General features: G+C 66.8%; 15 protein-coding genes. 5 read left to right on the forward strand and 10 right to left on the reverse strand.

What is annotated here, in order from left to right:
* Together A5707_RS06350 and A5707_RS06355 are read right to left on the reverse strand one after the other, a co-directional pair.
* Window positions 1–3,723 (reverse strand): alpha-(1->3)-arabinofuranosyltransferase (locus tag A5707_RS06350; protein ID WP_156657626.1); only part of this gene is annotated, 3,723 nt, incomplete at its 3' end.
* A gap of 49 nt (window positions 3,724–3,772) precedes the next feature.
* A complete protein-coding gene (locus tag A5707_RS06355) occupies window positions 3,773–3,946 on the reverse strand; it encodes a DUF2613 domain-containing protein (protein ID WP_065013670.1) in 174 nt (57 codons plus the stop codon).
* Window positions 3,947–4,059: 113 nt separating this feature from the next.
* Between A5707_RS06355 and A5707_RS06360 the strand changes: the two genes are divergently transcribed.
* The gene (locus tag A5707_RS06360; protein WP_065013671.1) at window positions 4,060–5,205 is read left to right on the forward strand and encodes a glycoside hydrolase family 3 N-terminal domain-containing protein; all 1,146 of its coding nucleotides are present in this window, start codon (window positions 4,060–4,062) and stop codon (window positions 5,203–5,205) included.
* A gap of 68 nt (window positions 5,206–5,273) precedes the next feature.
* Window positions 5,274–5,966 (forward strand): TetR/AcrR family transcriptional regulator, encoded by a 693-nt coding sequence (locus tag A5707_RS06365; protein WP_082969294.1) that lies wholly within the window; start codon window positions 5,274–5,276, stop codon window positions 5,964–5,966.
* Window positions 5,967–5,996: 30 nt separating this feature from the next.
* On the opposite strand, the gene A5707_RS06370 is transcribed toward A5707_RS06365, so the two are convergent.
* Entirely contained in the window at window positions 5,997–6,839 is an 843-nt protein-coding gene (locus A5707_RS06370; RefSeq protein ID WP_065013672.1) for a MaoC/PaaZ C-terminal domain-containing protein, read from the reverse strand.
* Window positions 6,840–6,842: 3 nt separating this feature from the next.
* Complete coding sequence (locus A5707_RS06375; RefSeq protein WP_065013673.1) at window positions 6,843–8,228, reverse strand: 3-oxoacyl-ACP reductase; 1,386 nt, start codon at window positions 8,226–8,228, stop codon at window positions 6,843–6,845.
* 156 nt (window positions 8,229–8,384) lie between these two features.
* Here A5707_RS06375 and A5707_RS06380 point away from each other — a divergent pair, with 156 nt between their 5' ends.
* Window positions 8,385–9,689, forward strand: a complete 1,305-nt coding sequence (locus tag A5707_RS06380; RefSeq protein ID WP_419866394.1) for an acetyl-CoA C-acetyltransferase — start codon at window positions 8,385–8,387, stop codon at window positions 9,687–9,689.
* A 259-nt stretch (window positions 9,690–9,948) separates the two neighbouring features.
* On the opposite strand, the gene A5707_RS06385 is transcribed toward A5707_RS06380, so the two are convergent.
* Window positions 9,949–11,784, reverse strand: coding sequence for an acyl-CoA dehydrogenase (locus A5707_RS06385; protein ID WP_065013675.1), 1,836 nt, complete (start codon window positions 11,782–11,784; stop codon window positions 9,949–9,951).
* A gap of 418 nt (window positions 11,785–12,202) precedes the next feature.
* Here A5707_RS06385 and A5707_RS06390 point away from each other — a divergent pair, with 418 nt between their 5' ends.
* Entirely contained in the window at window positions 12,203–12,691 is a 489-nt protein-coding gene (locus A5707_RS06390) for a flavin reductase family protein (RefSeq protein ID WP_065013676.1), read from the forward strand.
* A 13-nt stretch (window positions 12,692–12,704) separates the two neighbouring features.
* On the opposite strand, the gene A5707_RS24090 is transcribed toward A5707_RS06390, so the two are convergent.
* The 5 genes from A5707_RS24090 to A5707_RS06410 form a co-directional block, all read right to left on the reverse strand.
* Window positions 12,705–12,866 (reverse strand): hypothetical protein, encoded by a 162-nt coding sequence (locus tag A5707_RS24090; RefSeq protein WP_197495269.1) that lies wholly within the window; start codon window positions 12,864–12,866, stop codon window positions 12,705–12,707.
* Between the two features lie 105 nt (window positions 12,867–12,971).
* Window positions 12,972–13,718: a succinate dehydrogenase/fumarate reductase iron-sulfur subunit gene (locus tag A5707_RS06395; RefSeq protein WP_065013677.1), complete on the reverse strand. Its 747-nt coding sequence runs from the start codon at window positions 13,716–13,718 to the stop codon at window positions 12,972–12,974.
* On the reverse strand, window positions 13,719–15,641 hold the full coding sequence (locus tag A5707_RS06400; RefSeq protein WP_065013678.1) for a fumarate reductase/succinate dehydrogenase flavoprotein subunit: 1,923 nt from the start codon (window positions 15,639–15,641) through the stop codon (window positions 13,719–13,721).
* Between the two features lie 45 nt (window positions 15,642–15,686).
* A complete protein-coding gene (locus A5707_RS06405; RefSeq protein WP_065013679.1) occupies window positions 15,687–16,508 on the reverse strand; it encodes a hypothetical protein in 822 nt (273 codons plus the stop codon).
* A 74-nt stretch (window positions 16,509–16,582) separates the two neighbouring features.
* Entirely contained in the window at window positions 16,583–16,876 is a 294-nt protein-coding gene (locus tag A5707_RS06410; RefSeq protein ID WP_065013693.1) for a hypothetical protein, read from the reverse strand.
* A 110-nt stretch (window positions 16,877–16,986) separates the two neighbouring features.
* Here A5707_RS06410 and A5707_RS06415 point away from each other — a divergent pair, with 110 nt between their 5' ends.
* Window positions 16,987–17,748: an isocitrate lyase/PEP mutase family protein gene (locus tag A5707_RS06415; protein WP_065013680.1), complete on the forward strand. Its 762-nt coding sequence runs from the start codon at window positions 16,987–16,989 to the stop codon at window positions 17,746–17,748.
* The last annotated feature ends 38 nt before the right edge of the window (window positions 17,749–17,786 follow it).

Here is a 17,786-nt window from a genome sequence, read left to right on the forward strand (position 1 = left end):
GCCCTGCTGCCACCCGTTGACGGCCACTGGGTCCAGCCGGGTCCCATCGCCGGTGCGTGCCTGCCAACCGCGATTGATGCTTTCCGGCACGACCAGCACCCGCGAGACCGCCGCCTCGGGTGCCCGCACTTCACGATGCGCCGCACCCCACGCCCCAGTTGTAGCCGAAATCGTTGTGCCGCTGGGCAATTGGTCAGCGAGAGGGCCCGACAGCCGAACGCCGTCGACGCTGAACTGCTCACCGGGACTGATCAACAGCTCCTGCTGACCGGCCGGTAAAGCGATCGGCTCACGCTCGCACGGTTGGGCGGCCACCGGTTCGCCGTCGAGCAGCGCACCCACCGTGGTGGTGATCGTGGTGTGCACAAAGCGGCCGGCGATCGCGATGATCGGGCCGCGGCCGCAGTCGACGGTGACTTCACGCGAGCGGTTGCGGGCGGCATCAGCGGCCGCCACCGGATTGCCGTGGTCGTCGATCACCGTAATCTCGGCCAGCCCCGGCGGTTTCAGCTGATCAAACCCAAGCGCGGTGCGGTCGATGACGTCCTGCCAGTCGAGCAGGCTGATGACGACGCTGTCGGTGACCCGCGGTTTCAGCTTCACGAGCTGAGCTGCGCCGTCGGTATCGGCGCTGAGTTCCCGGATCTGCGGGCCGTCGCCGAGATCCACGGCGACCAGGGCCGGATGCGTCGGCACCGCCGATCTGCTGGCGGTGAGCCGAAGCCCGGCCACCTCCGCCGGCCGGGGCAGCGACACTGTCAGCGTCGGCGGCGTCTTGTGCTGCACAACCCGTTGCGGTGCCGTCCACGCGGTGGTCGGATCACCATCGGTCGCCGCATATGCGGAGCCCGAGACGTCGAGGAGATCGGAGTCGCCGCGGGCACGGGTGGTATTCGGTTCGGCGATCAGGTCGGCCAGTTTGGGGCCCTGCCTGGCCCGCACCCACACCGTCGGGGTGACCGACACCTGCTGCGGCACGCTCAACGTGCGACTGAGGGTGGTCGGCGCTTCCGGGGCCAACGCCATCGAGGCCGCGCAGCGGATGTCGTGCGGGCCTTCGGCGCAGCCCGGCCGGCCCGGCAGCTCCGAGCCCAGATCCCAGCGGGCCACCGCCGAACCCGGCGGCGGCCCGGGCACTCGCACCGTGTGCCGGAGGTCGATCGGATGGGCGAAGCCGTTGGCGTCGTACTGGGTGACGGACAGATCGGTGATGCCGAACTGCACACCCCCGGACCCGTCGTCGGTACCGATCGCGGTGACGCGCACCCACGGGGTTTCGCCGTAGGGCAGCGCCGCGGTGAGCGGCTTGCCGGCCTCGTCGAACCGCAGCGTGGTGGTGCCGTTGACGGTTTCGATCTGGATCCGGCGGACCTGGGCGCCGACGGCAGTCGGGCTGGGCGTCACGGTGATCACCCCGTTGGTCACCGGATGGTCAAAGTCCACCTGCAGCCATTGGCCCACGGCCGACTGCAGGCCGTTGGACACCCATGCCGTCCCCGGGTCGCCGTCGACGGCGGCGGCCGGCGAGGTCGCCGGCGCGACGTCGGGCAAGGCGGTGGCATCCGACGAGGAGCTCGACGCGGTGAGCCGTCCACCCGTCCAGCCGCCGTAGACGGTCTGCGCGCCCGGTGTCGGGTAGTCGGGCACCCGGTTGTGGGTGTGCCGGGCGTCGCCGGGGGCCCGGATCGCCGACGAGTGATCATCGACGCGGCCGTAGTCGGTTTCCCTGGCAACCGGAGTGTCGGTGATGGTGACGACGGGCGCCGGCAAGCCGGCGCGCTGGGCGTCGGCGGTCATCAGCACCGGTCCCAGTGCCGGCTGCCCCAGCAGGCGGCGGCGTTCGTCGAGGCGCAACAGCACCTCGGGGCCGCCGTCGACCCGGGTCAACTGGTCGGTGTCGGCGAAGTAGGGGGCAGCCGGGGCGGCGCCCCCGGACGCGACCCGGTAGATCTCCACGGCCGGATACCGCGGCCGTAGTCCGCTGTCGCTGATGAATCCCGACACCGGCCCGGGGCCGACCGGCGCGCCGAACTGGGCCACCTTCTGCAGCCGCGGCGACCCCGCGATCGCCCGGTGCACCAGGATCGGGCGGGCCGAGCGCGACGTGTCCGGGTCCAGGTCGTTGCGCAGCACCACGTAGGAAATACCTTGGCGGGCCAGGGTATCGGCGAGGCCGGCCGAGGGGCGGCCGGATGCGATCAGCCGCTGGACCGAGTCGAGCGCGCGAATGGTTTGCGGCGGGGTCAGCGGAATCGAGTCGCGCACCCCCCACGGGCTATCGCCGAGCACCTGCAGCGGCTCGTCGTGGCTGGTGCCCCACACCTGGGTGGCGAACGGGGCACCTGGGACCACCAACACCCGGCCCGGCGTCGGCGTACCGGTGTTGTGCTCGGTCAGCCAGTCGGCGGCGTCGTGCCAATACTGAGGTATCGCGCGGAATGCGCCGGGTGGGGTCATCCGACCGGTCCAGGCCAGCGAGGTGGCGACCAGCAGCGCGGTCAACACCACGATCCCGGCCGCCACACGTTTGTTGCGTTCGGGATGGGCTACCGCCTGAACCCACACCGGCGCCGGCGTGCTGCCCGGAAGCGGCACCTTGCCCAGCAGCTGTGCCAAACCCAGCACCAGCGGGATCCGGATCAGCGACTCCAGCTTGTGCACGTTGCGCAGCGGCGCGCCGCCGGCGTCGAGGAAGGCCTGCACCTGATGCGCCACCGGCGAGCCGAGCCCGCCGGAGTAGCCGACCGCGATCAGCGTCACCCCGGCCAGCAGCATCGTCACCAGCCGCCCGCGTGCCGGCATGCCGCGGATGGCCAAGCCGGCCAGACCCGCCGCGGCGACCAGGCAGGTGGCCAGGATCATCACCGACCCGGTGACCAGCGGAGCCCCCGCGGTGGCGTCGGGCGCCACGAACGGTGTCCAGCTGTCGGTGCCGCGCAGCACCTCTACCAGCGACGACCATCGCGTGGTGACACCGGAGGATTCGATGAAATCCAAGAACGGCGGGCTGATCCGGGCCATCAGGGCCAATGCCACCAACCACCACGACATCGCCAGGATCAGTGCCAGCAACCACCACGCGGTGTAGCGCCACCACAACCGGTTGGGTCGATGACACGCCCACCAGATCACCGCCGGCAGGCAACCCGCCAGCGTCGCGATGGCGTTGACCGCCCCCATCAACGCGACCGCCAGCCCGGCCTGCCCGGCCAGCCTGCGCACGGACCGGCCGGCGTCGCCGCGCAGCGCCAGGATGGTGGGCAGCAGCACCCACGGCGCCAACATGATCGGCAGCGTTTCCGAGGAGATCGACCCGAGCGTGGTCAGCACCCGCGGCGACAGCGCGAACGCCGCCGCGGCGATCACCCGCGATGAGGGACTTCCGATGCCCAGCGCCTCGGCCACCCGCAGCAGGCCCCAGAAGCCGACGGTGAGCAGTAGAGCCCACCACAGCCGCTGAGTCACCCACCCGGGCAGCGCCAGCAGGTGGCCGGTCAGGAAGAACGTGCCGTGCGGAAACAGGTAGCCGTAGGCCTGGTTCTGCGCCTGTCCGAACGGCAGCTCGCTGTTCCACAGATTGGTTGCCCGCGCCAGGAAGCGCAGCGGGTTGGCGGTGAGGTCCAGCTTGGTGTCGGGGGAGATCTGCCCGGGCGACTGGGCGAAGGTCAATGCCAGCGCCAGGGCAGCGACCAACCACAACCACCGCCGCGACAGGCCCACCACCGTCGAAGACGCCGCCTTCTGTGAGGCGGCCGGAGTCGACGTAGTCAGGTCAGGTGCGGTTGCCGTACTCAACCCGGTTGAGTACCGAAGACTGCGGGTCACCGCCGGGCAGCGGCGGCTTGGTGTCCTGCTGCACCATCAGGGTGATCCCGAAGATGGCGGCGGCACCCAGCAGCAGACCGACCACGATGCTGGCTGCGGCGGGCGCAACGAACCGGTTCATCGGGGGCTCCTTGAGAGTGCGGACTGGTGATCGCCGGACCTAGTCGCCCAACCTAGCACTACGGCCGGGCGGGGCGGCGCCGTCGTTGATGCGTGCCGTGACAGCATGGGCCGATGGCCCTCTTACGCGTGCTGGCCGTGCTTGCTGCGGTGTCAGCGCTGATCGCCTCATGCAGCAGCCCTGCCAAGCCACCGGAACCTCCGAGCGCATCCTCGCCCGCCCCCGGCAAGCCGGCCTGCGGCGATGGGCCGGCCATGCTGGCGGCGATGTCGGGCCGCGACAAGCTGGCTCAGTTGCTGATGGTGGGCGTGCGCAACGCTGATGACGCACGAGCGGTGGTCGCCGACCACCACGTCGGCGGCATCTTCGTCGGCAGCTGGACGGACCTGTCGATGTTGACCGATGGGTCCCTGCGCGGCATCGCCGACGGCGCCGGCCCACTGCCGCTGGCAGTCAGCGTCGATGAGGAGGGCGGTCGGGTCTCCCGGCTTTCGTCGCTGATCGGAGCGGCGCCGTCGGCGCGGACGCTGGCGCAGACCCTCAGCGTCGACGAGGTCTATGCGACCGCGCTGGACCGTGGCCACAAGATGCGTGGGCTGGGCATCACCGTGGACTTCGCGCCGGTCGTCGATGTCACCGACGCCGCCGACGACACGGTCATCGGCGACCGCTCGTTCGGCGCGGATCCCGGGGTGGTCACCGAATACGCCGGCGCTTATGCCCGCGGCCTGCGCGATGCCGGGCTGCTGCCGGTGCTCAAGCATTTCCCCGGCCACGGGCACGGCTCGGGCGATTCGCATACCGGCGGTGTCGCCACCCCACCGCTGGACCAGTTGCAGCACGACGACTTGGTGCCCTACCGGACGCTGGTGAGCGCGACGCCGGTCGGGGTGATGATCGGTCATTTGCAGGTTCCCGGTCTGACGAACGACCAGCCGGCCAGCCTGAGTCCGGCCGCCGTGCACTTGCTGCGCACCGGCGACGGCTATGGCGGCCCACCGTTCGACGGTCCGGTGTTCAGCGACGACCTGTCCAGCATGGCCGCGATCAACGAGCGCTACGGGGTGCCCGAGGCGGTGCTGCGGGCGGTGCAGGCAGGCAGCGACGTCGCGCTGTGGGTCACCACCGACGAGGTGCCCGCGGTGCTCGACCGGCTGGAGAAGGCGCTGGCCGCAGGGGAGTTGGCGCAGCCGGCGGTGGATGCCTCGGTACTGCGGATGGCAGCGGTGAAGGGCCGGCCAGCCGGGTGCGGCCGATAGCGGGTGTGCGCTAAACGCACATTGCCTACTCTGGAGTCCGATATCCGGCTGCAGACGAAGGGCAGACGATGGCAGGTGGTACCAAGCGCCTACCTCGTGCCGTCCGCGAGCAGCAGATGCTCGACGCCGCCGTCGAGATGTTCTCGATCAACGGCTACCACGAAACCTCGATGGATGCGATCGCAGCCAAAGCAGAGATCTCCAAACCGATGCTGTACCTGTACTACGGCTCCAAGGAAGAACTCTTCGGCGCGTGTCTGAACCGCGAGCTGTCCCGCTTCATCGATGGCGTCCGCGAAGACATCGAGCTTCAGCAGGGTCCGAAAGACTTGCTGCGCAACACCATCGTGTCTTTCATGCGCTACATCGACACGAACCGGGCGTCGTGGATCGTGATGTATACGCAGGCCACCAGCTCGCAGGCATTCGCTCACACGCTGCGTGAGGGCCGCGAGCGAATTATCGAGCTGGTGGCGCGCCTGCTTCGGTCCGGCACCCGAAACCCCGAGCCGGACACCAACTTCGACATGATGGCCGTGGCCCTGGTGGGAGCGGGCGAGGCGGTGGCCACGCGACTCAGCACCGGCGACACCGACGTCGACGAAGCCGCCGAGCTGATGATCAACCTGTTCTGGCGCGGCCTGAAAGGGGCGCCCAGCGACGCGGCACCCACCCTCACGACCGTTGAGCGTGAAACCTTGGCTTCGAGTGTGAACACAGGGCGGGATTCCGGCGATTTTCCCGCCCGGGATTCACACTGAAATCAAGGATTCGCCGTCAAAGCTGCGGTGCTACGCCGCCCGCAGCGTGCCGGTGAGATACGGGTAGCCCTTGGCGATGTTGCGCAGGCTCAGATCCCAGCCGTCGTTGACCTGGTCGACGTAGAGCCCGGCCTTGGCGGGCAGCACCAGTGGCTTACCGAATCGCACCGAATACTTCACCGCGTCGGGCAGACGGCCCTCGAGGTTGACCAATACCGCTGCCGCGCTGAACATTCCGTGGGCAATGACGGTCGGGAATCCGAACAATTTGGCGCCGACGGGATTGGTGTGGATCGGGTTGTGGTCGCCACCGATGGCCGCGTAGCGGCGAATCTGCCCGGCACTGACCGACAAGACGGCATTCGGCGGAGGCAGCTTGGGCTGCTTCTGCGGCGGCGGCTTGGGCTCGTCGGACAGGCTGGTGCGCTGCTGATGCAGAAAGGTCGTCACCTGGTGCCACGCGGTGTCGTTGCCGACGCTGACATCGGTCACCAGGTCTACCAGCAGGCCCTTGCGGTGTTCGCGGATGTTCTCTGCGTGCACCGCGATGCCCACCGTATCGGTCACTTTGATCGGCCGGTACTGCGTGATGTGGTTCTCGATGTGAACTGAACCCATTGCGGGAAAAGGAAAGTCGAAACTCGTCACCAACGACATCATGGTCGGGAAGGTCAACGCGAACGGGTAGGTCAGCGGCAGGTTGTCGCCGTAGCGCAGGCCGGTGACTCCAGCGTAAGCAGCGACATTCGCGCGGTCGATGGGAACGTCCTGCACCGTCACGCTTCGGTTGGACAGATGATCGCTGCGCGGGATGAACGGCAATGCCCCGGCCGCGGCGCGGACCATGTTCTTGAGGCCACTTGGCTGAGTCACGCGCTACGCCCCCAACATTGCTTGGCCGCAGACGCGAATCACGTTGCCGGTCACGGCGTTCGACGCTGGGCTGGCGAAGTAGGCGATGGTCTCGGCCACATCGACCGGCTGGCCGCCCTGATACAGCGAGTTCAGCCGTCGACCCACTTCGCGAGTGGCCAGCGGAATCGCGGCCGTCATCTGGGTTTCGATGAATCCCGGCGCGACCGCGTTGATCGTGATGCCCTTGTCGGCCAGTTCCGGCGCCAGCGCCTGAGTCAGCCCGATCATGCCGGCCTTGGTGGCCGCGTAGTTGGTCTGCCCGCGGTTGCCGGCGATACCGGCCATCGACGACAGGCCGATCACCCGGCCGCCTTCGCCGATGCTGCCGTTACCGACCAATCCTTCGGTAAGCCGTTTCGGCGCAAGCAGATTGACGGCCAGGACCGCGTTCCAGCGGTCGTCGTCCATGTTGGCCAGCAGCTTGTCGCGGGTGATGCCGGCGTTGTTGACCAGCACGTCGGCCCGGCCGTCGTAGTGCTCACGCAGATGCTCGGTGATCTTGTCGACGGCATCGTCGGCGGTGACGTCGAGGGTCAGCGCGGTGCCGCCGACCTGGCTCGCGGTCTTCTCAAGCGCCTCGCGGGCGCCTTCGACGTCGATTGCCACCACCCGGGCGCCGTCCCGGGCGAACACCTCGGCGATCGTCGCGCCGATACCCCGTGCGGCGCCGGTCACGATGGCGACCTTGCCGTCCAACGGCCGGTCCCAGTCGGCCGGCGGGGTGGAATCCTCGGCGCCGACATAGAACACCTGACCGTCGACGTAGGCGGACTTCGCCGACAAGATGAAGCGCATCGTCGACTCCAGTCCGGTCGCCGCGGGCTTGGCGTCGGGAGCCAGGTAGACCAGCGCGACGGTCGCTCCCCGGCGCAGCTCCTTGCCCAGTGAGCGGGTGAAGCCCTCCAGCGCGCGCTGCGCAATCCGTTCGTCGGTGCTGCCCGCCGCCTCGGGGGTGGTGCCCAGCACGACGATGCGGCCGGACGGGCCGACGTTGCGCAGCAGTGGCGTGAAGAATTCGTGCAGCGCCGTCAGGCCGGCCGGGCTGGTGATTGCGGTCGCGTCGAAGACCAATCCACCGAACGAATCGACCCATCGACCGCCGAGGTTGGCCCCCACCACGTCGTAGTCCTTGTCCAGTGCTGCACGCAGCGGTTCGACGACCCGGCCCTCACCGCCGATCAAGAGCGACCCGGCCAGCGGCGGATCGCTGGCGCGGTAACGGCGCAGCGGCTCGGGCTGCGGGAGCCCGAGTTGTTTGGCCAGAAACGACCCGGGGCCGGAGTTGACGACCTGAGAGAATAGATCCGTGGGGGCCACTGAAGCTGCCTTCCATATCGAGCGTGCCATCTATCGACAACCGTAACGAGACCGAACTTACTCCAGAGTAAGAACCGTGGGTACTATGACCCTAACCGCGGATAACCCCTACTGACGGAGACAAACGTGGCCCCTGCCAATTCCTCTGCAAGTTCCAAGTCCAACGACCAGGCCTCCAAGGAGAGTCTGCGATCCAGGCGACGCGTGGCGGTGCTGGGCGGTAACCGTATTCCGTTCGGCCGTTCTGACCGCGCATATGCCGAGGCCTCCAACCAGGACATGTTCACCGCAGCCCTGGGCGGCCTGGTCGACCGGTTCGGCCTGTCCGGTGAGCGGCTGGGCGCGGTGATCGGCGGGGCCGTGCTCAAGCACAGCCGCGACTTCAACCTGATGCGCGAGTGTGTGCTGGGGTCGGCGCTGTCGTCCTACACGCCGGCCTTCGACATGCAGCAAGCCTGTGGCACCGGGCTGCAGGCGGCGATCGCGGCGGCCGACGGCATCGCCGCGGGCCGCTACCAGGTCGCCGCTGCCGGCGGGGTGGATACCACGTCGGATGCGCCGATCGGCCTGGGCGACAACCTGCGCCGCACGTTGCTGGGACTGCGCCGGTCGAAGTCCAATGTCGAGCGGCTGAAACTGGCGGGCAAACTGCCGGCCAGCCTCGGGGTGGAGATCCCGGTGAACAGCGAGCCCCGCACCGGGCTGTCGATGGGCGAGCACCAGGCCATCACGGCCAAGCAGATGGGCATCAAGCGGGTCGACCAGGACGAGTTGGCGGTCGCCAGCCACCGCAACATGGCGGCCGCCTACGACCGGGGCTTCTTCGACGACCTGGTCACGCCATTTCTGGGTCTGTACCGTGACGACAACCTGCGGCCGGACGCGTCGGTGGAGAAGCTGGCCAAGCTCAAGCCGGTGTTCGGTGTCAAAGCCGGCGACGCCACGATGACGGCCGGCAATTCGACGCCGCTGACAGACGGCGCCTCGGTGGCGCTGCTGTCCAGTGAAGAATGGGCCGCCGAACATTCGCTGCCTGTCTTGGCCTACTTCGTCGACGCCGAGACCGCAGCCGTGGACTACGTCAACGGTGCCGACGGCTTGCTGATGGCGCCGACGTATGCGATACCGCGGCTGCTGGCCCGTAACGGGTTGAGCCTGCAGGACTTTGACTTCTACGAGATCCACGAGGCCTTCGCGTCGGTGGTGCTGGCGCACCTGCAGGCCCTGGAGTCCGAGGAGTACTGCAAGGAACGGCTTGGCCTGGATTCCGCGTTGGGACCGATCGACCGGTCCAAACTCAATGTCAACGGGTCGTCGCTGGCCGCCGGTCATCCGTTCGCCGCCACCGGCGGACGGATCCTCGCGCAGACCGCCAAGCAGCTGGCGGAAAAGAAGGCCGAGCAGAAGGGGAGCGGCGGCAAGCCGCTGCGCGCTCTCATCTCGATCTGCGCGGCCGGCGGCCAGGGTGTAGCCGCCATTCTGGAGGCCTGATCGGATCCGGGGCGGAGAATTTCTGCCCCGAATTGTTTTGTCAATCCGGGCCGCGGGTATTCGACGTGCCGGATAGCTCCGCGTTGTCGTCCGACCCCCCGACCCGATGGCAATGCGGAGCTTCCCTGAGTTAACCGGCACGCCGCTGGGCTGAGGGGATTCAGCGGCGGTCATGTCAGCTGCTGATCAGCAGACGCAAAAGCCCCCGACACGCCGGGCGTGTGGGGGCTTTTGCGTCTGTTCGCCGTGCGGGCCGACCTTAGAAGGCGGCTTCGTCGAGCTCCATGATGTCGTTGTCGATCGTCTCGATCACCTGGCGAGTGCTGGTCAGCAGCGGCAGGAAGTTCTTCGCGAAGAACGACGCCACCGCGATCTTGCCCTCGTAGAAGGCCCGATCGCTGTCGCTGACCCCGGCGTCGAGCGCCTCGACGGCTACCGCCGCCTGACGCTGCAGCAACCAGCCGATCACCAGGTCGCCGACGCTCATCAGGAAGCGCACCGAACCCAGGCCGACCCGGTAGATGCTGGAGATGTCCTCCTGCGCGGCCATCAGGTAGCCGGTCAGCGCGGCCGCCATCGCCTGCACGTCGGTCAGGGCGGTGGCCAACAGCGTGCGCTCGGCCTTCAGCCGGCCGTTGCCGGACTCGTTCTTGACGAATTCCTCGATCTGTCCGGCCACGTGAGCCAGCGCCACACCCTTGTCCCGGACGATCTTGCGGAAGAAGAAGTCCTGCGCCTGGATGGCCGTGGTGCCTTCGTAGAGCGAGTCGATCTTGGCGTCGCGAATGTACTGCTCGATCGGGTAGTCCTGCAGGAAGCCCGAGCCGCCGAGGGTCTGCAGGCTCTCGGTGAGCTTGGCGTAGGCCTGCTCGGAGCCCACCCCCTTGACGACCGGCAGCATCAGGTCGTTGACCTTGACGGCCAGTTCGGCATCCACATCGTGCACCGCCTTGGCCACGCCCGCGTCCTGGTAGGTCGCGGTGTAGAGGTACAGCGCACGCAGACCCTCGGCGTAGGCCTTCTGGGTCATCAGGGAGCGACGCACGTCGGGGTGGTGAGTGATCGTCACCCGCGGTGCGGTCTTGTCGGTCATCTGGGTCAGATCCGCGCCCTGCACACGCTCCTTGGCGTAATCCAGCGCGTTGAGGTAGCCGGTGGACAGCGTGGCGATTGCCTTGGTGCCGACCATCATCCGCGCCTGCTCGATGACCTCGAACATCTGCGCAATGCCGTTGTGCACCTCGCCGACCAGCCAGCCCTTGGCCGGCACGTCGTGCTGACCGAAGGACAACTCACAGGTCGCCGAGACCTTCAGACCCATCTTGTGCTCGACGTTGGTCACGAACACACCGTTGCGCTCGCCCGGTTCCCCGGTCTCGGGGTCGAAGTGGAACTTCGGGACGAAGAACAGCGACAGGCCCTTGGTGCCGGGGCCGGCGCCCTCGGGGCGGGCCAGCACCAGGTGGAAGATGTTTTCGAACAGGTCGCCGGAGTCGGCGGAGGTAATGAATCGCTTGACACCGTCGATGTGCCAAGAGCCGTCGTCCTGCGGCACGGCCTTGGTGCGGGCAGCGCCCACATCCGAGCCGGCGTCGGGCTCGGTCAGCACCATGGTCGAGCCCCAACCGCGCTCGGCGGCCAGCACGGCCCACTTCTTCTGCTCCTCGGTGCCCAGGTGGTAGAGGATGTTGGCGAAACCTGCGCCGCCGGCGTACATCCACACCGCGGGGTTGGCGCCCAGCAGGTGCTCGTGCAGCGCCCACACCATCGCCTTGGGCATCGGCATACCGCCGAGTGCCTCGTCGATGCCGACCCGGTCCCAACCGGCCTCACTAACGGCGCGCACCGACTTCTTGAACGACTCGGGCAACGTCACCGTGTGCGTTTCCGGGTCGAAGGTAGGCGGATTGCGGTCACCCTCGACGAACGAGTCAGCGACGGGCCCCGCGGCCAACCGACTGATCTCTTCCAGCATCTCGCGGGCGGTGTCGGCGTCCAGATCGCTGAAGTCGCCTTCCCCGAACGCCTTGTCCACGCCTAAAACCTCGAAAAGGTTGAATACCTGGTCGCGGACATTGCTCTTGTAGTGGCTCACGTGCTCCTCCTCGATGAGAATGCCACTCGTGGTTGGGTACTAGGGCTAAGTTACCCACCAGTAACAGCGCCAAACTTAACGGTTCGGTAACTTCAACGCAAGCGACTGTGAGCTAAATTTCACAACCTAAGCAACCAACCGGTTGGGCTTCCCGACCCCGACGCTGTGACCTGCGGCGATGATGGATATGCGCGCTGTGTGTCACGCATCACCGGCCTCCGAGAGCCGTCCTCGGCGAGCATCCGCGCGCCTTCGACGGGGTGTGCCGATGCGATGCATCCGGGCCGTGTTTGAGGCTGCACGCCGGCTGTGTGCTCTCCGCAATGCCTGCGGAGTAAACGGTCCGGCATCGCTAAAGTCAGGCGGCCCGCCGAGTAGGGTCAGAGATGCGAAATCCCGTCGACCCGAATGAAGTCCGGTGAACTCACCCGAGAAGCTGACGCCGTCGTCTCTGCGCGAGGCCTTTGGTCATTTCCCATCCGGCGTCATCGCCATTGCTGCGGAAGTCGGCGGTGTCCGGGAAGGGCTGGCCGCCAGCACGTTTGTTCCGGTGTCGCTGGACCCGCCGTTGGTGTCGTTTTGCGTGCAGAACACGTCGGCGACGTGGCCGAAACTCAAAAACGTGCCGTCGCTGGGCATCAGCGTGCTGGGCGAAGCCCACGACGAGGCGGTTCGCACCCTGGCCGCCAAGACCGGAGACCGGTTCGCCGGCCTGGAAACGGTATCCAACGGCAGCGGCGCCGTCTTCATCAAAGGCACCAGCGTGTGGCTGGAGAGCGCCGTCGAGCAACTGGTCGCGGCGGGGGATCACACCATCGTCGTGCTGCGGGTACTTGACGTCCAAGTGGATCCGGAAGTGGCCCCTATCGTGTTTCACCGCAGCGTTTTCCGTCGCCTCGGGATCTGATCGACGCTTCGACTCAGGGACGTTGACCGAGCTCCTTGCGGTAACCCTCGATGCGTTGCTCGATCTCGGCCGCCTCGTCGTGCCGACCCTCTTTATGGGCAATATCGGCGCGAGTCGACAGCTCCCGGATCGCGGTTCGAATGTCGTTCGGGCTGGCAGGATCTCGGATCGCCATCGCTACCGCCTTTCCTTTGGGGCGCGGCGATCGCGCCGGTCGGGTTGGGCTTGGAATGGAGTACCCGGACCGGCCGAGGGTTAACGCTTCGTGCGCCCCGCGCGATTACCGGCGGAACAGCTTGTTGCCCAGCCAGACCACCGGGTCGTATTTACGACCGGCGACGCGCTCTTTCATCGGGATGATGGCGTTGTCGGTGATCTTGATGCCTTCGGGGCAGACTTCGGTGCAGCACTTGGTGATGTTGCACAGCCCGAGGCCAGCCTCCTCCTGGGCGAGGTCGCGGCGGTCGGCGGTGTCGAGCGGATGCATCTCCAGCTCGGCGAGGCGGATGAAAAAGCGGGGACCGGCGAAGGCCTCCTTGTTTTCTTCGTGGTCGCGAATCACGTGGCAGACGTTTTGGCACAGGAAGCATTCGATGCACTTGCGGAATTCCTGTGAGCGCTGAACGTCGACCTGCGCCATTCGGTATTCGCCGGGCTGCAGGTCCTTCGGTGGCGTGAATGACGGGATCTCGCGCGCCTTTTCGTAGTTGAACGACACATCGGTGACCAGATCGCGGATCACCGGGAAGGTCCGCAGCGGCGTCACGCTGACGACCTCGTCCTCGGCGAAGGTCGACATCCGGGTCATGCACATCAGCCGGGGCCGGCCGTTGATCTCCGCCGAACACGATCCGCACTTGCCTGCCTTGCAGTTCCACCGCACCGCGAGGTCGGGTGTCTGGGTCTGCTGCAACCGGTGGATGACGTCGAGCACCACCTCGCCCTCGTTGACCTCGACGGTGAAGTCCTCCAGGCCGCCGCCGTCGGTGTCGCCGCGCCACACCCGCATCGTCGCGTTGTAACTCATCTAGCTTCTCCGTCCTGGATGGTCGGCCAGCTCTTCGTCGGTGTAATACTTCTCCAGCTCGGAGATCTCGAAGAGCTCCAGCAAGTCGGCCCGCATCGGGACCTGCTCCTGGCGGCTGACACTGATGTGCGGCACGTTGCCGTCGTCGGCCCCGCTATCGGCCCGGCACACCAACAACGTGTTGCGCCAGTCGGCTTCCATCGCGGGATGGTCGTCGCGGGTATGTCCGCCGCGGCTCTCGGTGCGTTCCAACGCCGCGCGGGCCACGCACTCGCTGACCATCAACATGTTGCGCAGGTCGATGGCGAGGTTCCATCCCGGGTTGTACTGGCGGTTTCCCTCGACCTGCACCTTGGCGAACCGGCCGCGAAGCTCCTCCAACCGCGACAGCGCCTCGGAGATTTCGTCGGCCTTGCGGATGATCCCGACCAACTCGTTCATCGCGTCTTGCAGGTCGATCTGCAATTTGTACGGGTTCTCCGCCGCTGAACCGTCTTCGGGCCCGTCGAACGGCGCCAACGCCAGCTTGGCCGCGACGTCGACAGCCTCCGGGGACACCGCCGGACGGCTGTGCAGGGCCCGCACGTAGTCCGCGGCGCCGAGGCCGGCGCGCCTACCGAATACCAGCAGATCCGACAGCGAGTTGCCGCCCAGCCGGTTGGAGCCGTGCATTCCACCGGAGCACTCACCGGCGGCGAACAGCCCCGGTACCGTGGCCGCACCGGTGTCCGGGTCGACCTCGATACCGCCCATCACGTAGTGACAGGTGGGCCCGACTTCCATCGGCTCCTTGGTGATGTCGACCCCGGCCAACTCCATGAACTGGTGATACATCGACGGCAGCCGCCGCTTGATCTCCGCTGGCGTCAGTCGCGACGCGATATCCAGGTAGACCCCGCCGTGCGGGGTGCCGCGGCCGGCCTTGACTTCCGAGTTGATCGCGCGGGCCACCTCGTCGCGGGGCAGCAGGTCGGGGGTGCGACGGGCCGAGTCGTTGTCTTTGAGCCACTGGTCGGCTTCCTGCGCCGTCTCGGCGTACTGTCCTTTGAACACCGGCGGGATGTAGTCGAACATGAACCGGGTGTCCTCGGAGTTCTTCAACACACCGCCATCTCCGCGGACACCCTCGGTGACCAGGATCCCCTTCACGCTGGGCGGCCACACCATGCCCGTCGGGTGGAACTGGACGAACTCCATGTTGATCAACGTCGCGCCGGCCCGCAGCGCCAGCGCATGGCCGTCGCCGGTGTACTCCCACGAGTTCGAGGTCACCTTGAACGACTTGCCGATGCCGCCGGTGGCCATCACCACCGCGGGCGCCTCGAACAACACGAACCGACCGCTCTCGCGCCAGTACCCGAACGCGCCGGCGATCGCGTCGCCGTCCTTGAGTAGTTCGGTGATCGTGCACTCGGCGAACACCTTGATCCGCGCTTCGTAGTCGCCGGACTCGGCGTAGTCCTCCTGCTGCAGCGAGACGATCTTCTGCTGCATGGTGCGGATCAACTCGAGGCCGGTGCGGTCACCGACGTGGGCCAACCGCGCGTAGGTGTGGCCACCGAAGTTGCGTTGACTGATCTTGCCGTCTTTGGTGCGGTCGAACAGTGCGCCGTAGGTCTCCAATTCCCACACCCGGTCGGGCGCCTCTTTGGCGTGCAGTTCAGCCATTCGCCAGTTGTTCAGGAATTTCCCGCCGCGCATGGTGTCGCGGTAGTGGACCTGCCAGTTGTCTTTGGGATTGGCGTTGCCCATCGACGCGGCGCAGCCGCCTTCGGCCATCACCGTGTGGGCCTTGCCGAACAGGGATTTGCAGACGACCGCAACTTTCAGGCCCCGCTCGCGTGCCTCAATGACCGCGCGCAGCCCCGCGCCGCCGGCACCGATTACGACGACGTCGTAGGCGTGCCGTTCGACCTCAACCATGAAACCTCACTCAACTCTTGCCGATTGTCCTGACTGAATCGCTTGTCAGCCGATGAATCTCAGGTCGGTAATCGTGCCGCTGGCCACCAGCATGATGTAGAAGTCGGTGATCGCCAGGCTGGCCAGCGTGATCCACGCGAATTGCATGTGCCGGGTGTTCAGCTTCGTGACCTGGGTCCAAATCCAGTACCGCACTGGATGCTTGGAGAAGTGCTTGAGCCGCCCGCCGGTGACGTGCCGGCAGGAGTGGCACCCGCCGGTGTAGGCCCACAGCAGGATCACGTTGACCACCAAAATGATGTTGCCCAAACCGAATCCGAACCCGGAGGGGGAATGGAACGCGACGATGGCGTCGTAGGTATTGAGTAGCGCCAGCAGCGATGCGGCATAGAAGAAGTAGCGATGACTGTTCTGAAAGATCAGCGGCAGACGCGTCTCACCGGTGTAGCCGGCGCGCGGCTCGGGCACCGCGCATCCCGCCGGGGACAACCACACCGACCGGTAGTAGGCCTTGCGGTAGTAGTAGCAGGTGATACGGAACGCGAGCAGGAACGGTAATACCAGCATTCCCAGCGGAATCCAGCGCGGGAATTCCGGCAGCCAGACGCCCAGATGGCTGGCGTGCGGGACACACGACTTACTGATGCACGGCGAGTAGAACGGCGTCAGGTAGTGGTACTTGTCCACCCAGTAGGCGCTACCCCAGAACGCCCGGATGGTCGCGTAGATGATGAACGCGGCCAAACCGATGTCGGTCATCAGCGGCGGGAACCACCACTTGTCGGTGCGCAGGTTGGACTGCGGCACCTTGGCGCGGGTGGGTGAGAAGACGCCGGTGGCAGGACGGTTCGCCGTGGGTGCGCTCATCTGATGTGATCCTCTTCGCGTGGGGCTCGTTGGAGAGTACTAAGTCACACCGCTGCACCCGGACCGCGGGGTGGTCAGGACCGACTGTGGCCGCCGACGCCCTCGTCGTCCACGTCACGCCAGAACTCGGCGTCGTACTGGGTGTCGGGGATCGAGATCTTCTCGCCGGAATGCGGCAGCGGACCAGCCAGCTCCAGTTCGCCGGCGTCGATGTCGAGCAATTCGACATCGTTGAGGATTCGCTCGGCGTCGTTGACAATGCGCCGCATGGCCGGGGTGTCGGCGTATCGCGACCTCAACGAGGTCACGCACCGGCGCAGGCCGCCGATCAGGTCATGCAGTTCAGCGAGTTCAGTAGTGGTCGACAACGGATCTCCCTGGGCTGAGGTGTCATGGATCACAGTACGTGTCTCGATACTATCCACCCCACACCGCCGGCGTGAGACAGGTCACGTCCTCGACGAGAGGCTCAGCAAAGATGTCAGCAGACAGCACAGCGGTTGATCGGGCCAACGCATTACTGGCACTGCACCAGCCCGGTAACCCGGTGATCCTGCCGACGGTGTGGGACGCCTGGTCGGCGCGGTTGGCCACCGAAACGGGGTTTGCTGCACTGACCGTCGGCAGCCATCCCGTCGCCGATTCGGTCGGCAAACCCGACAACGAAGGCATGTCCTTTGACGACCTGCTCGCCCGCGTCGCGCAGATCACCGCTGCGGTGGACGTCCCGGTTTCGGTGGATATCGAGTCCGGGTACGGGTTGGCGCCGTCGCGGCTCATCGAAGGGCTGCTGGGGGCGGGCGGGGTCGGCCTGAATATCGAGGACTCCGTACACAGCGAGGGCAAGCGGCTGCGCTCGGCCGGTGAACACGCTGAGCTGGTCGGTGCGCTGCGCGCGGCTGCCGATTCAGCCGGTGTGCATGTGGTGATCAACGCCCGCACCGACCTGTTCCTGCGGCAAGACGGTGACGAATCGGATCGCGTGGAGCGGGCGGTGGCGCGGCTGAAAGAGGCCGCCGCGGCCGGCGCCGATGTGCTTTATCCGGTGGGCCGGCACGATCCGGAGACGCTGCGGCGCTTGACTGCTGAGTTGCCGCTTCCAGTCAACGCGATCGCACTGCCCGACCAGGACGATCCGGCGTCGTTCGGTCCGCTGGGGGTGGGCCGGATCAGCTTCGGGCCGTTCTTTCAGGCCGCACTGGGAGCCCGGGCCAAGGAGATTCTGGCCCGCTGGAATTAGCGCGAGCAGACGCACAAGGCCCCCGACACGCCGGGCGT

The sequence above is a fragment of the Mycobacterium kyorinense genome, from assembly GCF_001672775.1.
In the GTDB taxonomy this organism is placed as follows: domain Bacteria; phylum Actinomycetota; class Actinomycetes; order Mycobacteriales; family Mycobacteriaceae; genus Mycobacterium; species Mycobacterium kyorinense_A.

Coding starts and splice junctions, on each gene's coding strand:
- A5707_RS06355 (WP_065013670.1), bottom strand. CDS start 3,946: ATGAACCGGTTCGTTGCGCCCGCCGCAGCCAGCATCGTGGTCGGTCTG.
- A5707_RS06360 (WP_065013671.1), top strand. CDS start 4,060: ATGGCCCTCTTACGCGTGCTGGCCGTGCTTGCTGCGGTGTCAGCGCTG.
- A5707_RS06365 (WP_082969294.1), top strand. CDS start 5,274: ATGGCAGGTGGTACCAAGCGCCTACCTCGTGCCGTCCGCGAGCAGCAG.
- A5707_RS06375 (WP_065013673.1), bottom strand. CDS start 8,228: ATGGCACGCTCGATATGGAAGGCAGCTTCAGTGGCCCCCACGGATCTA.
- A5707_RS24090 (WP_197495269.1), bottom strand. CDS start 12,866: ATGGCGATCCGAGATCCTGCCAGCCCGAACGACATTCGAACCGCGATC.
- A5707_RS06395 (WP_065013677.1), bottom strand. CDS start 13,718: ATGAGTTACAACGCGACGATGCGGGTGTGGCGCGGCGACACCGACGGC.
- A5707_RS06400 (WP_065013678.1), bottom strand. CDS start 15,641: ATGGTTGAGGTCGAACGGCACGCCTACGACGTCGTCGTAATCGGTGCC.
- A5707_RS06405 (WP_065013679.1), bottom strand. CDS start 16,508: ATGAGCGCACCCACGGCGAACCGTCCTGCCACCGGCGTCTTCTCACCC.
- A5707_RS06415 (WP_065013680.1), top strand. CDS start 16,987: ATGTCAGCAGACAGCACAGCGGTTGATCGGGCCAACGCATTACTGGCA.